At 36.0% G+C, this 14,703-nt stretch carries 11 protein-coding genes; 7 read left to right on the top strand and 4 right to left on the bottom strand.

Going from position 1 to position 14,703, the window contains the following annotated elements; translation table 11 throughout:
- Positions 1-26 precede the first annotated feature (26 nt).
- The 7 genes from DS830_RS05910 (at position 27) to DS830_RS05880 (ending at position 8,765) form a co-directional block, all read left to right on the top strand.
- Positions 27-1,046 (top strand): linear amide C-N hydrolase, encoded by a 1,020-nt coding sequence (locus DS830_RS05910; RefSeq protein ID WP_118908618.1) that lies wholly within the window; start codon positions 27-29, stop codon positions 1,044-1,046.
- Between the two features lie 18 nt (positions 1,047-1,064).
- Positions 1,065-2,195, top strand: coding sequence for an exonuclease SbcCD subunit D (locus DS830_RS05905; RefSeq protein WP_118908617.1), 1,131 nt, complete (start codon positions 1,065-1,067; stop codon positions 2,193-2,195).
- A complete protein-coding gene (locus tag DS830_RS05900; RefSeq protein ID WP_118908616.1) occupies positions 2,196-5,333 on the top strand; it encodes an AAA family ATPase in 3,138 nt (1,045 codons plus the stop codon).
- A gap of 91 nt (positions 5,334-5,424) precedes the next feature.
- Positions 5,425-6,414, top strand: a complete 990-nt coding sequence (locus DS830_RS05895) for a DUF4767 domain-containing protein (RefSeq protein ID WP_118908615.1) — start codon at positions 5,425-5,427, stop codon at positions 6,412-6,414.
- A gap of 36 nt (positions 6,415-6,450) precedes the next feature.
- A complete protein-coding gene (locus DS830_RS05890; protein ID WP_118908614.1) occupies positions 6,451-7,293 on the top strand; it encodes a hypothetical protein in 843 nt (280 codons plus the stop codon).
- Positions 7,287-7,514, top strand: coding sequence for a hypothetical protein (locus DS830_RS05885; protein ID WP_118900741.1), 228 nt, complete (start codon positions 7,287-7,289; stop codon positions 7,512-7,514). The genes DS830_RS05890 and DS830_RS05885 overlap by 7 nt, the downstream gene beginning before the upstream one ends.
- A 96-nt stretch (positions 7,515-7,610) precedes the next feature.
- Positions 7,611-8,765 (top strand): ROK family protein, encoded by a 1,155-nt coding sequence (locus DS830_RS05880; protein WP_118908613.1) that lies wholly within the window; start codon positions 7,611-7,613, stop codon positions 8,763-8,765.
- Between the two features lie 34 nt (positions 8,766-8,799).
- On the opposite strand, the gene xylB is transcribed toward DS830_RS05880, so the two are convergent.
- The 4 genes from xylB to DS830_RS05860 all read right to left on the bottom strand — a co-directional run bounded on the left by xylB (position 8,800) and on the right by DS830_RS05860 (position 14,663).
- Positions 8,800-10,308, bottom strand: a complete 1,509-nt coding sequence (gene xylB / locus DS830_RS05875; protein ID WP_118908612.1) for a xylulokinase — start codon at positions 10,306-10,308, stop codon at positions 8,800-8,802.
- Positions 10,309-10,325: 17 nt separating this feature from the next.
- Positions 10,326-11,666 carry a xylose isomerase gene (xylA, locus tag DS830_RS05870; RefSeq protein WP_118900747.1) on the bottom strand — a complete coding sequence of 447 codons (1,341 nt, stop codon included), beginning with the start codon at positions 11,664-11,666 and terminating at the stop codon, positions 10,326-10,328.
- Between the two features lie 82 nt (positions 11,667-11,748).
- Positions 11,749-12,993, bottom strand: coding sequence for an MFS transporter (locus tag DS830_RS05865; RefSeq protein WP_118908611.1), 1,245 nt, complete (start codon positions 12,991-12,993; stop codon positions 11,749-11,751).
- On the bottom strand, positions 12,993-14,663 hold the full coding sequence (locus tag DS830_RS05860; RefSeq protein ID WP_118908610.1) for a glycoside hydrolase family 43 protein: 1,671 nt from the start codon (positions 14,661-14,663) through the stop codon (positions 12,993-12,995). Before DS830_RS05860 ends, DS830_RS05865 begins: the two co-directional genes overlap by 1 nt.
- Between the last annotated feature and the right edge of the window lie 40 nt (positions 14,664-14,703).

The following is a 14,703-nucleotide window of genomic DNA, read 5'->3' as shown; positions in this document are numbered from 1 at the left end:
TTTTATTGGGAGCAAGGAGGCCAACGATGTGTACTAGTATTGCGATTCATGCTGATAATGGACAAGTCTTTTGGGGTCGGACAATGGATATGAATCTCGGAATGTTTGGTGAGGATCCAGGGATTGATGTTGACATTATTAATATTCCTTGTGGAGCTATAATTGCCAGTCAATTACAGCCATGGACAAGTAAATATTCGATGATGGGGCTGTGTGCGGCCGATAACTTTAATGTGTTTGATGGTATTAATGCAGCTGGTTTAGCTGGTGGCTTACAAGTTTTAATGGAGAGCACGCATGCAGAAGCTGAACAATTACAAGCACGTCAACTACAGCCCTTATTAGGCGAAGAATTTGTGACTTTTGTGTTGACTAGTTTTTCCAGTGTGGCTGAGATTAAGGCTCATATTCAAGAATATGGCTTATTGCATCATCCCTATCGGCGAGGTCAACAGCGTTTACAATTGCCTGGACATTATATGTTTGTTGATGAAACCAATGATAGCGTGATTATCGAACCAACTGACCAAGGCGGATTTAAGCTTTATGACAGTATTGGGGTGATGACTAATAGTCCTGAATATGATTGGCACTTAACTAATTTACGGAACTATTTAAAATTAACCAATGTTGATCCGATCAAAAGTAAAAAAGTTTATAATGACCGCCTAACATTAAGGCCCATTGAGACTGGCACCGGTTACGGGATGTTTGGCTTGCCAGGGGATTATACTTCACCTTCCCGTTTTGTTCGCGCAGCTTTGCTGGCGCATAATTTGGACAGTTTTACAGCAGTGGATGGGATTAATCAACTCTATTCAGTCTTAAAAACTGCCATGATTCCCAGAGGCTTAGAACATGGACACGCCCAAAGTCCGGTAAGTGATTATACGCGCTATTGGGTGGGCTATGACTTGACCCAACGCCAACTTTACGTACAGACTTGTCAAGGATTGGCATTCAATACGATGAAATTAGTAGTCAATCAAACTGAAATCACACGCACGACCTTGGAAATTTCTAATGATGCTATTTCGTTAAATTAATAATTAGGAGGAAAAAAGATGCGTTTTTTGCATACTGCTGATTGGCATATTGGCCGACGGTTGCACGGATTTGACTTAACAGAAGAGCAAGATTATGCTTTTCAACAAATTGAAACGATTGCTCAAAGTGAGCACGTTGATGGTATTATCATTGCCGGGGATTTATATGACCGCAGTGCGCCTGCGGAGGCAGCAGTGCAACAATTAAATCGAATGCTTCAACAATTGAATTTGACAGATAAGTTTCCCATTTATGCTATTTCGGGCAATCATGATAGTAATATCCGTTTAGCTACTGGCACACCGTGGTTTCCACGAACTAACTTTTATTTATATACTCAGCTAGAGCAAGCGTTTACGCCCATTGAATTAGCTGATACCCAGATTTTTTTATTACCATATTTTGAACCTTTTGCAGCTCAACAATATTTTCAAGACGAATCTTTGCAGCATTTAGATCAAAGTGTTGCTGCAGTGATTGCCGAAATGAAAACCCACTTTACCCCGGGGAAAACTCACATTTTAGTGGCTCATTTTTTTGTGAATGGTAGTGCTCAGACAGATTCCGAAACGCAATTAACTGTAGGAGGCTTAGCTTCAGTACCATTATCATTATTATCAGATTTTGATTATGTAGCCTTAGGTCATTTACATGGCAAAGATGCATTGCAGGCTCCCCAAGCACGCTATTCGGGTTCACCAGTGAAATTTTCATTATCTGAAGCTCACCAAAAGAAGGGCGTTTATCTGGTAGATACAGATACGCAAACAATAACTTTTAAACCACTCTCGCCGTTACATGATGTACAACAACTCACGGCTAGTTTTGCGGAATTAACTCAACCAGAATTTTATCAGCAATATCAATTAACAGATTATTTTGGGATTACTTTGACTGATACCAAACCGATTCCCAATGTCTTAACGCAATTGCGCACAATTTATCCGCGTATTATTTCTTTGAATCGTGCAGAAGGTTTTGTAGAGCAATTTGCTTATCAAGGTGAAAAGCGGCAGCAACTTCAACAACAAGATCCCTTAGATTTATTAAGTGATTTTTATGAGCATATTGCCCAAGAACCGCTAACCGACCAGCAAAAGAAATGGGCTGCTGCAGCTTTGAAAATTGCTAATCAGGAGGAGAAATAGTTGAAACCGTTAAAATTAGTTATGCAAAACTTCGGCCCATATGCCAAACAAAGTTTAGATTTTACTAAACTGGCTGCTACGGATATTTTTTTGATTTCAGGACGCACAGGTTGTGGAAAAACTACTATTTTTGATGCTTTGACTTTTGCTCTTTATGGCGAAGGCATTAGTGATGATCGTAAGCCAGAAAGCTTGCGTTCTGACTTTGCTGATGATCGAACACCGACACAAGTAGATTTAGAATTTGAGCATCAAGATTTAATTTATCATGTAATGCGTCAGCCCAAACAAACACTAGCCAAAAAACGCGGTTCAGGACAAAAAGTGTACGAAAGCACTGGCCGTTTAGAGATCTTTCGAGCTGATACCAAAATTGCAGAAATTAATAAATTAAAAGATATTAGTATCAAAATTGAAAGTGTTCTGCAATTAAGTCGTAAACAATTTGTGCAGATTGTTTTATTACCACAAGGGGATTTTCGGCGCTTTTTGATGGCTGATAGTAAAGACAAAGAAGGAGTCTTGCGGCAAATTTTCAAAACTGGCTTATACCAACGCTGGAGCGAAGTTTTGAATAATCAACTTAAAGAACAGAAAAATCAGCAACAGCAATGGCAAACCGCTATAACTTCAGAATTGGCTAAAGTTACTTGGAACCAACCACCAGAAAATTTAACTGACTTAAATCCACAGCAACAATTAAAACTACTAAAAGAACAACAAACTACCGCTCATCAAACTTTGGCAACTTTAGAAACACAACAGCAACAATTAGAACAACAATATCAACAACAGCAAACCTCTTACCATGATGCTCAAAAACAAAATCAACGCTGGCAAGATTTAAAAGCTCAGCAACAGCGCTTAAGCGATTTGATAGGGCAATCTGAAGCGATGAAGCAAAAGCAACAATTAATTGCTCAATTAAAGTGGGCTCAAAGTCAACAAAGTGATTATCGTCATTACCAAGAATTACAGACTGCAATGACAACGAAACAAGAACAATTACAACAATTAACACAAACAATCACTACGACTGAACAACAGCAAAGTCAATTACAACAAGAACAACAACAATTAACAGCGCAAAAACCCTTACAAGATCAACGTTTGCAAGAGCAACCCTTATTAAAGAATCAACGGCCAGCCTTTGCACAAGTTGAACAATTACAAACCAAATTGACTAAGTCCCAAAATGCTTTGACAGCTAGTCAACAACAAGTAGATGCATTGCACCAGCAGCAACAACAGCTACAACAAGAACAAGCTGCACTCACCCAAGCTGTTGCAGAATTACCAACGATTGTTGAACAATTACATCAAGTCCAGCAAGACCAAAGTCAATTGCTTAATTTACAACAACAGGCTGATAAATTACAAACTGCGCAACAAAAGAATCAAAAATTAACAAACCAAATTACTCAAGCACAAAAAAATCTTGTCACTGCAAAAGATCAAGTGGCAGCATTAGAAGCTAGTTACCAACAACTGCATAATCAATGGCTGGAAAGTCAAATTGCAAACTTGGTCGCACAATTAGAACCAGGAACTCCTTGTCCAATTTGTGGAAGTATTGAACATCCTCAGCCAGCAACTATCAATACAGTTCAAGCCGTATCTAATGAACAAGTAAAAAGTGCCGAAGAAAAATTGCGCACCCAAACAGCTAAACAATCAGAATTAGAGTCAGCTTTAAAAGAAAAGCAGCAACAATTAACTCAAGCAACGACACAATGGCAGCAAGATTTAACAGATTTAAAACAAAAACTAGCACAACACCAATTAATAACTGTCATTCCTGAACAACTAATTGATATTATTACTAACTTACAAGCAGCTTTGGATCAACAACAGATTCAATTAACTAGGTTACAAACTCAGCGCACCCAATTAACCGCTCAAAATCAGCAATTAGACCAAATTCAGCAGCAATTAAAGACTTTAGAACCAACAGTTGAAATTGCCGTGACACAATTGCAGCAACAACAAACGGAATATCAAAAACTGCAAGTCCAACTTGCTGATGCTAAGCAACAATTACCGGCTGATTATCCTAATTTGCAGGCTTTAGATAAATATTTACAGCAGTTGCAACAAGCAATAAAAGACTATGAAACTACAGTGCAAACTAATACTCAAAAATTACAACAAACTGAGCAACAATTAGCTGCTGCCAAAGCTTCTCAAGATCACATTCAACAAGATTATCAACAAACAAATACCCAATTACAACAAATCCAAGCACAACTGACACAGGCATTACAGGCGCAATTGCAAACAAGTGATTGGCAGATATTAGTGCAATTGTTAGAACAATTACCACAATTGCCACAGTATGAGCAACAATTGAATACTTATCAACAAGAACTTTTGCAAGTCCAGACCAAGGCTGAAGAATTACAAAAAATCATTGGTGACCAACAACCAGTTGATTTAACCGTAGCTAAGGACCAGTTACAACGGGCAGAACAACAACTGCAAACAGCTCGCCAGACTTATAATCAAGAACGCGATCAAATTAATCTTAATGATGCGCACTTACAAGCTGTGGAACAAAGTTTGCAGCAAATTGCTGGCCAACAAGCAGATATTAATGAATTACAACTCTTAGTAGAAACAGTAAATGGTCGTGGTGAAGCTAAGTTAGGCTTAGAACGTTATGTCTTGCGAGCACAACTGGTGGAAATTTTGCAAGTAGCAAATGAGCATTTACAACAATTAAGTTCTGGTCGTTATTTCTTAACTTTGCATAAAGAAATTGGTACTTTCCAAAAAAATACCGGTCTGGAAATTGATGTTTATGATGATAATGTCGGCCAAAAGCGCAGTGTTCATACCCTGTCTGGTGGTGAAAGTTTTATTGCGGCTTTAAGTTTGGCGTTAGCTTTAGGAGAAGTGATTCAAAATGAATCTGGTGGAATTAAGATTGATACGCTCTTTATTGATGAAGGATTTGGTTCTTTGGATCAAGACTCTTTAGCTACTGCTTTAGACGCTTTACAAAATATTGAAAGCAGCAGCCGCATGATTGGCATTATCAGTCATGTCACGTTATTGCAAGAACGCATCCCTTACCAAATCAAAGTAACTACACAAGGACAAGGCAAAAGTACCGCGCAAATTATTGTTCCCGCCTAATAATTATTGCCAATCTCAGATAAATTTATCATGGGATTGGCTTTTTTATTATGCTAAACTTGACTTATAACAAGCAAATGGAGCTATTAAAATGAAAATGATTGCTAAAATAATGTTTTTGTTAGCGTTCTCATCAATGGTGGGCTGTCGGCCACAAGAAAAAGCGTCAACGCCGGCACATCAACAACCAACAACTCAACAGCCTGCAAAAAAATCCCCCCAAACAAAAAAGCACCCTAAAAATTCAACAAATCCAAGTGCACATGTGCAAACTCTTTGGAATAATGATAAAAATCAAGAATTATCAGCCTTTATGCAGCAATGGCAAACCAAGATGGCTCAATCTTATTTAGGTACATATGATGGTAAAAAGCCGAGCTATCGAGATAATGTTTTTCCAGATGTATTAATTAATGGCCAATTGCAAGACAAAGTAAATTGGGGGGCTTTGCCAATAGCTTTACAGTGGTCACCTAAAGGTGACAAACAAGGAGAATATCAAGTAGTTGCTGTTGCTAGTGAAAACACTACACTGGCTGAAACATATTTTTTTACAATTCATAATGGTCATCCCCTTGTCTTTGAAGCTAGTAAAGATAAGGGCGATTTAATTTATTTGTATGATTCCCAAAATGTTGAACTACAGCAAGGCTTTGCGAAAATTTTAACTGGTAAAATTCCAGTGAGTCATTCGGATAATGAATTAAATCAAGATGCAGCGGCTCAAATTGCCCAACAGCAAATTCCAAGTGCTTATCGGCATACCTGGTATTGGCAAGATCAGACTACTCATAATATAGAAAATTTTGATTTAACTAACGCCCAAGATTTGCGCTTAGATTACTATACAACAACTACGCCCCAATGGTTAAACGTCCGGACTGCTCAACAGACTGCTGGCGTGGGCAATGATATTTATTTACGTTATCGGTATTTTGATGGACAGCAAGTACCCGTAGCAATGATGGCTTCCGGTGCTGGAATATGGTTTGATAATAATGCTTACTTGCAACGACGCCAGGCCCAAATTATGGATACTTACACCTTTGGTGATGAACCTAAGGGTCGTGATGATGAATAATGTATTGCTAGCAATATTATAAAGGAAACTGATTTTATGAAGTTTAAAATTGAACGTTTTATTATTTTATTTGCTTTTGTTATAAGTATTTTTTACTTGATGCAGGTTCAATCAGTCCGTGCCGAATATCAAGTGCGCGACCAGCAACAAATCTTAACACCTGCAGATATCCAGGCGATTCACGACTTAAATCAAAAATTAGCTCAATTGCCGCATCCGCAACAAATTTGGGTACGCACCTATCGAAAAGTACCTAGTGATTGGCGTATTTATGATAATAAAAAATTAAAAAATATGTACAAAGATAATTCTAATTTAGAAGAATATCGCTCGGATACTGTCGAAAACACTATACCAAAAGTTCCTGAGATTGACTCCACTGATTATGATGACTACGAAGAAGAAGAAACTGCTCAAAAACATGCCGATCAAATTCAAAAACACAATGAGCACATCAATGACCAAGTTAATATTGTGATAGTTTATCCAGTAAATGGACAAAATTGCGTAGCATTAGCCAGCAATGAGAATGTGCCTATAGGTGATTTTCAATTGTGGTATTTGCATAGATTAGCACCTCGAAAGATTAATAATAATCGCCGACTAATGAAAGTTGTGCATAAATACAATAATTTTATTCAACGGCATAACAAAGTGCAGTGGGGGAATTTAGAATGGGATACATTATTGAGCTTATGGTCTTTTGCACTTATTATTTGGTTTGTTGTGATTTCACTTGAAGGATTGCATGATGATCGCGGTGGAGGTTATGACGATTACAATCGGCGCAATGTGGACGGTGAATTTGAGGAAGGCTACATGTATGGTTATTGGCAAGAGCATCAAAACGCGCAAAAAGGAGATAATGAAGATTGGTAAGAATTCTGGATAATTTGTTGACAATTGGGGCTTTGATACTACGGTTTAATTTTAATATTATTGTGGTTGGAATAATTTATTTAATAGTTATGGATACGCTGTTTCCAACTTTTACTGATGAACATTCGTATACAATCGCGTTTATTGGTGCAATTGTGGCCTTTGTATTTGATCGATGGAGTTTAAAATTTTGGCGTTGGCTTTTGGGAGTGGAGAAATGAAATAGTGTGCTGGCTTTTAATGCTGTAACTTTATTTGTGCTCTTTTAAATAAGTTGTATAATTAAACCAACTATGTAAAATTTAAGTGAGGTCCGCATGGCTGGAATATCAAAAAAACAATCGTTCCATCAAAAAAATCTTAATCTCGTATTACAACAAATTATTAATAATTCTCCGATTTCGCGAATCGATATTGCGCGTAATTTGGATATGAATAAATCATCCATTACGTCTTTATATAATGAAATTGAGCATCAAGGTTATTTAAAAGAAATTGGAATCGGTCAAGCCTCCAAAAGCGGTGGCCGTAAGCCGATTTTAGTAGCCCTTAACGAAAAATACGGCTATACAATTAGTATTGATTTAGGTTATAAGCATTTACACATTATGGCTAACTATTTAAATTGTCGGGATTTTTATTATCGTCGCATTAAAAATCCAAGTTCTCAAGTTAGTGACATTTTAAAAATCGTCGATGAGCAAATTAATGAAATTAAGTACTATGATGATACCAAGAATGGGTTGTTAGGAATAGCTTTTTCAATTCATGGCATTGTTGATGAACAAAAAGTAATTAGTTCTCCTTTTTTAGATATGGAAAATATTGACCTGCAACAGCGCTATTGTGAGCAATATGGCGTTCCCGTATTATTAGAAAATGAAGCCAACCTAGCAGCAATTTTTGAACATGATTTCAACAATGAATATAATAAAGCAAATTTGATTTGTGTGAGCATCCATAAAGGAATTGGTGCAGGGATTATTTTGAATCAACAAATTTACCGTGGCTTCCAGGGAGCTGCTGGTGAAATTGGCCGCAGTTTAATGATGTTGAATCAAGATATCAAAGTAGAAAACATTTGTTCAGAAGATGCCATTGTTGAGCGGGTCCGTCAACTAAAAAATGATAATAGGATAGAAAGAAAAGATGTAGTATCTTTAGCTAGAGATAAAGATGCGGATGTGAATAATGCTTTACAAGACTTTATCCACGGTATTGTTCGGATTTTATTTAATGTTTCAGTTGCTTTTGCTCCTGAAGAGATTTATTTGAGTTCGCCTTTACTAGAGGAATTACCAGCGCTCTTTGATGAAATTGAATTGCAAACACAACAATTAAAAATGAATCCACAATTATATTTAATTGCTAATTCCAATTATGCTAATCTCTTAGGTGCAGCTTCTTTAATTAATCATCACGTTTTAAATTTGGATGATTATAATTTGAAATTTTCTTATAAAAATAAATAGTCCTCGAAATTTTCGAGGACTATTATTGTAGAAATTATTTATTTTTTTGTCTAAAGTCGATTAATCTAGAACTTAAGTCTTTAGTTTGAGAATAAATTTGATGATAAATCTCATATAGTTCATGGTATTGGCTAACATGTTCGGGGATTGGATTATAGGTTGTTTTAACTTTAACAAAATTTTCTGTACAACTGATAAAATCAGGATACCAACCTAATCCCACTGTTGCAAGCATTGCTGCTCCTAAACTGGCAGTCTGCTCATTGGCCAAACTCACAACCTTTTTATTAAAGATATCAGCCTGAATTTGCAGCCATAAGGGACTTTTGGCACCACCACCAATGGAAATTACAGTATCGAACATATTATTGTGAGACGCATATATTTGCATAAGATCTTCAAAACTAAAAATAATACCTTCCAAGACGGCACGCACAAAATCACCACGAACATGACTACTATCAACACCAATAAAACTGCCGCGAATTTTAGCATCAGCGTAAGGAGCACGTTCACCAATTAAATAGGGTGTATATAATAAACCATGAGCACCTAGTGTTGAATGTTCAGCATCTTGTATCATTTGGACAAAATCAGTTTGAGGATAAAAAGTTTTTTTAAACCAATTTAAGGAATCACCCGCGGCCAAAGTTACACCCATTGAATAATAAGCATCATTAATAGCATGATCTTCAAACTGTAGTACTCCTTGATAGTTAGTTTGGGCATTGCTTTCATATTTTAAAACTACTCCTGAAGTTCCAATGCTAGATAAAACAGTGTTAGTTTGAAGAATACCAGCTCCCAGGGCACTAGTTGCATTATCAGCGGCTCCAGCAAACACAGGCATGTTGGCTTGAAGGCCAGATGTTTTGGCATAAGCATCAGTAATGTGACCAGCTAGCTCACTGGAATGCAATAATGGTGGACAGATAGATAAAGAAATATTAAAAGTATCACAAATCTCTTTACTCCAAGATTGAGTATCAATATCAAGCATGACGGTTCCAGTAGCATCAGAATAATCAGTGGCTAACTTGCCAGTCATACAATAACGCACATAATCTTTGGGAAGTAAGAAGGTCGTTGCTTGCTGCCAAATTTCAGGTTCGTTTTCTTGTACCCAAAGTAATTTAGGAAGAGTAAAACCCTCTAGTGGCTGGTTATGGGTGATTTGAATAAATTTATGGCCCATTTTGGTTTCAATTTCTTGTCGTTGCTTGGAAGTTCTAGTATCATCCCACAAAATTGCAGGCCGCAAAACTTGATTATTGTGATCTAATAATACTAAACCGTGCATTTGACCTGAAAAACTGAGACCAGCAATAGCTGTTGGTGCAATGTGATCTTGAGCAAGTAATTTATGAATAGCGGCTGTAGTACCAGTAACCCAATCTTGCGGATCTTGTTCGCTAAAACCCACTTGAGGATGAGATAGGGGATAAGAACTACTTTGCTGTGCAGCAATGATTCCATTCTTAGTAATGGCCGCTACTTTCACAGCACTAGTGCCTAAATCAACTCCCAAAACATATTTTTCCATAATTCCACCTAGTTTAATTAACTTAATGTTTCAATAATATAATGATTGATAGTATCTTTAATTTGTTCCAAATGATCAGAATGAGTTGCTGCACGCAATTGTGCTTGAGTCTTGTCGAGGCTATATTTTTCTAGATCAGCAAAATTAACTTGTCCAGCTTCAATCTGCGCACCAATACCAGTATTATAAGAATTGTAGCGATTTTTGACAATATCATCTAGCACGTGGTCTTCTTTTAATTTTAGTGCAACACGTAAGCCAGCGGCAAAGCTATCCATTCCAACAATATGACCATAGAATAAGTCATTAGGTTCAAAAGAGGAGCGACGTGGTTTGGCGTCAAAGTTCAAACCACCACAAGGACCAATGCTTCCTTCTTGAACTACTTCATACATGGCAGCCACAGTTTCATAAAGATTGGAAGGATATTCATCAATATCCCAACCAATTAACTTATCTCCTTGATTGGCATCCAAAGATCCTAGTAAACCAGCATCACGGGCAACACGAATTTCATGTTGGTAAGTATGTCCTGCCAAATTGGCGTGATTACCTTCAAGATTTAACTTGAAATCTTGATCGAGATTATATTCTTTCATGAAAGCAATCGTTGTGGCTGCATCAAAGTCATATTGATGAGTTGTTGGTTCTTTAGGTTTAGGTTCTAATAGCATTTGAGCTGTAAAGCCAATTTCGTTAGCATAGTCTTTAGCCATGTGAAAGAACTTAGCTGCATGTTCTTGCTCAAGTTTCATATCAGTATTCCATAAAGATTCATAACCTTCGCGTCCACCCCAGAAGACATAATTTTCTGCATTGACACGTTTACCAATTTCTAAGCTATGTTTTAATTGGGCTGCACTATATGCAAAAATATCAGCGTACGGAGAAGTAGCAGCACCAGCGACAAAACGAGGATTGTTAAACATATTAGAAGTGTTCCACAAAACTTTCATGCCAGTAGTTTTTTGATATTCAACAATTTTATCAACAACTTTATCGAGATTACGGTTAGTTTCACGGAGAGTATCACCTTCAGGAGCTAAATCCCGATCATGAAAGGCTAGATAGTCAACACCAAGTTTGTCATAAAACTCAAACGCTGCATCCACTTTGGCTAAAGCTTGATCCATTGGATCTTGATATTTATCATAAGGACGCATTGCTGTACCATCACCGAAAGGATCAACTAAACGTTGATCAAATGTATGCCAATAAGCTACTGAAAAACGCAACCAATCGCGCATTTTTTTGCCACCAATAATTTCATCCGGATTATAGTACTGAAATCCCAGCCCAGATTTTAAGCTTTTTTTAGTTCCAATATATTTAATTTTATCTACATTCCAATATGACATTATGTTTCTCCTTTATTTGGTTGGTTTTTAATACGAACTTTCTATTAAAATATAATAGCTTTTAACTCACATGTCAATATACTTATTTTTTAACCGATTTAATACAAAGCATGGATATACCGCCAATCAGTGAAAATGTAAAAGATACGAAGAAAATAGCAGAAAATCCAAAGTGTGAAATTACTAAAGCTGCTATTACTGGTGCTAAAGCCTGAGTTATGGTATTACCTAAGTTATAAATACCCAAGAAAAAAGCTACTCTATCTTTGTCAGGAATAACTTCTAAATTTAATAAATTATCTAAAGAATTCCAAATTCCCATACCAAAACCTGCAGTAATTGCATAAATTATAATACCCCAATTGTTTCTTAATAAGAATAAAGATATAGCAGCAATTGCTAGTAAAATTGTTGAAAATCCTACAGGGTATTTTAAAATTTTATATTTATCAGCAATTGGCCCAGCAATAAATCCCATAGCAATTCCAATAATTAACATAATAGTATTAATCCATTGAATTGAACTTTGCGTTTGACTTCCTCGATGTAAAAAATCAGTCATAATATATAAAATATAACCTGTTATTGCAAAATTGCCTACACCTTGGAACAATTTGCCGATTAAGGCAAGGTAGTAATCACGTCCAATTGACCATTTGGGGAAAATGGTTCTCAAATCGTGAAAATGAATTTTTTGCTTTTTGTTTTTTTTCTGATTGGGCCTTATTTTAGATGTTAAATTTGACGGTTCTCTAACAAGTAATACTGCAATTATTGTTCCAATCGTTGTGAAAATACCAAAAATAATAAATCCTAATCTAAATTTACTTAAAAACATGGCTGCTAAAACATTAAAACCATTATTTCCTAAAGCCATACCTAATCCGCCATAGGCAGAAGATGCTACACCTTTACCATCATCTGGTGCAAAATCAATCCATGCTACCATTGGTGCAACAATAAAATTCAGAGAAATTTGTCCAATCATCCAAAAGCATAATAAATATACCATGGTGGTAGCAAAAGATGCTATAATCATAGTTAAAGAAAAAACAAGAGCTCCACCGATAATCCAAGGTGTTCTTTGGCCAAATCTTGATCTTGTTCGATCAGATAAAGCTCCAGCTAACATATTTGATAAAGCAGCAACAATCATACCACATGTTGAAAGTAGGGCAATTAAATTAACTTTGTGAGCAGCATCGATATGCTGAACTAAAGCTGGTAGAAATAAACTATTAATTGCTACATACGGTCCTAACCAACTAGCTGGTCCAATTATTAATCCGGGAATTAATCGTTTAAGTGGAATAGTTATTTTTTTCATTATTTATTGCCTCCAGAAACTTGATTAATTACAGAATAATAGTCAAAATCGGCAAAAGATTGTTTTTGATATGCATCAACAGCACCAATAAAGTTGAATAGTCCCGTAAAACCACCTATTTCTCCAGGAGTACCATTTACTCCTTCATCAGATAAATATTTAACATCAAATTCTGATCCTAATTGTTGCCATACTTTTTCTTTTGATAATCGATAAAATACTGTTGCAATTCCAAAATAATATTTAATTCTAATTTCTGCTTTATTATGGGGTATTAAAACTTGATCAAAAATATTATCAATACGTTGACCTAATTTGGCTTGTATAACTTGTAAACAAGTTTGCTTTTCGTTATCTGTTTGACAAATACGAGCATATAACCAATTATCAGAATCATAATATAATCCAACGCCAGCCGATTGAGAATAATGTACAGGATTAAAAAGCACTTTGGTTTGTATTTGGTATTCAAAAGCAGTAGCACGAGTTGCCATAATAGTTGGATTATATTTAGAAAATAAAGAATTGCCACCATAAATACGTAAAAATCCAGGATGTTCTGTAGTATTAACCCAGGATGGGTTTTGTTCTCGATAGGGAGTCATAAAACGCAAATCATAATGATTTTTTTTAAAATCATCATTAATATTATCAGTCTTATTTTGTTTAACCGCTTGTGAAATTTCAACTTGAGATTTTGCTAAATTTGAACCATCAGCCATTTGTAACCAGTTATTATTAGTCCATATCATTTTTTGCAATGAAGTTTCACGTCCAAGAGGATTAAGCTTAGTTTGAGGTAGAGGACGAGACATTAGATGTGCAATATAATATTCACCAGTAGTAGTTTGAACTAAAGATCCATGACCAGATTTTTGGATGTCAGTATGTGGATTATACATTTCAAAATGTCCAGCATCCGGGTCTCCTTTAGAAAACAAATGATGGGGTGATGAAGTAATAATCGGTTCACCACTAGGATTTGGTTCATAAGGTCCTAATATTTTTTGAGACCGACCAATTTCTACATCATGAGCATATCCAGTTCCACCAGCAGCAACAAGTAAGTAATAAAAGCCATGATGTTTATAAATTTGAGGAGCTTCTACACAACCTCGACTAGTAAATCCAGTAGTGACCCGCTTCCACGTTCCTATAAGTTGTCCTGTTTTTAAATTTACTTCAGCAATTACAATATTGCCAGGAGAAGGATAACCACTCCGAGTTTCCCATTCTAGAATAGATAAATAGTGCTTACCATCATCATCGTGAAAAAGGGAAGGATCAAAACCTATAGAAGTTAGGTAAAGTGGTTGAGACCAAGGACCTTTAATATCATTTGCCCAAATAGCAAATGATTCAGCATTAAATTCTCTACCTGCCATATTTTGCATATGTGAATACACTAACCAAAATTTTTGTGTTTGAGTATCGAACGATAAATGAGGAGCCCAAATACCAGCAGGTGTATTTGTTCCACGCAAATCAATTTTGTTATTAGTTAATGCGTAAGTAATTAAATTCCAATTACATAAATCTGTAGAATGGAAAATTTGAATTGCTGGCTTCCAATGAAATGTTGAAGTAGCTAGATAATAATCATTGTTTACACGAATAATTGAGGGATCTGGCGCCATACCTGAAATTATCGGATTTTTTATTAATGTCATATATTTATGCTCCTTATAGTATAATAATTGTTATTTAGAT

It is taken from the genome of Bombilactobacillus bombi (genome assembly GCF_003522965.1).
In the GTDB taxonomy this organism is placed as follows: domain Bacteria; phylum Bacillota; class Bacilli; order Lactobacillales; family Lactobacillaceae; genus Bombilactobacillus; species Bombilactobacillus bombi.
The sequence above is the reverse complement of the archived record's forward strand: the minus strand, read 5'-3'. Positions and strand labels throughout refer to the sequence as shown.

Coding starts and splice junctions, on each gene's coding strand:
- DS830_RS05905 (WP_118908617.1), top strand. CDS start 1,065: ATGCGTTTTTTGCATACTGCTGATTGGCATATTGGCCGACGGTTGCAC.
- DS830_RS05860 (WP_118908610.1), bottom strand. CDS start 14,663: ATGACATTAATAAAAAATCCGATAATTTCAGGTATGGCGCCAGATCCC.
- xylA (WP_118900747.1), bottom strand. CDS start 11,666: ATGTCATATTGGAATGTAGATAAAATTAAATATATTGGAACTAAAAAA.
- xylB (WP_118908612.1), bottom strand. CDS start 10,308: ATGGAAAAATATGTTTTGGGAGTTGATTTAGGCACTAGTGCTGTGAAA.
- DS830_RS05890 (WP_118908614.1), top strand. CDS start 6,451: ATGAAGTTTAAAATTGAACGTTTTATTATTTTATTTGCTTTTGTTATA.
- DS830_RS05880 (WP_118908613.1), top strand. CDS start 7,611: ATGGCTGGAATATCAAAAAAACAATCGTTCCATCAAAAAAATCTTAAT.
- DS830_RS05865 (WP_118908611.1), bottom strand. CDS start 12,993: ATGAAAAAAATAACTATTCCACTTAAACGATTAATTCCCGGATTAATA.
- DS830_RS05895 (WP_118908615.1), top strand. CDS start 5,425: ATGAAAATGATTGCTAAAATAATGTTTTTGTTAGCGTTCTCATCAATG.
- DS830_RS05910 (WP_118908618.1), top strand. CDS start 27: ATGTGTACTAGTATTGCGATTCATGCTGATAATGGACAAGTCTTTTGG.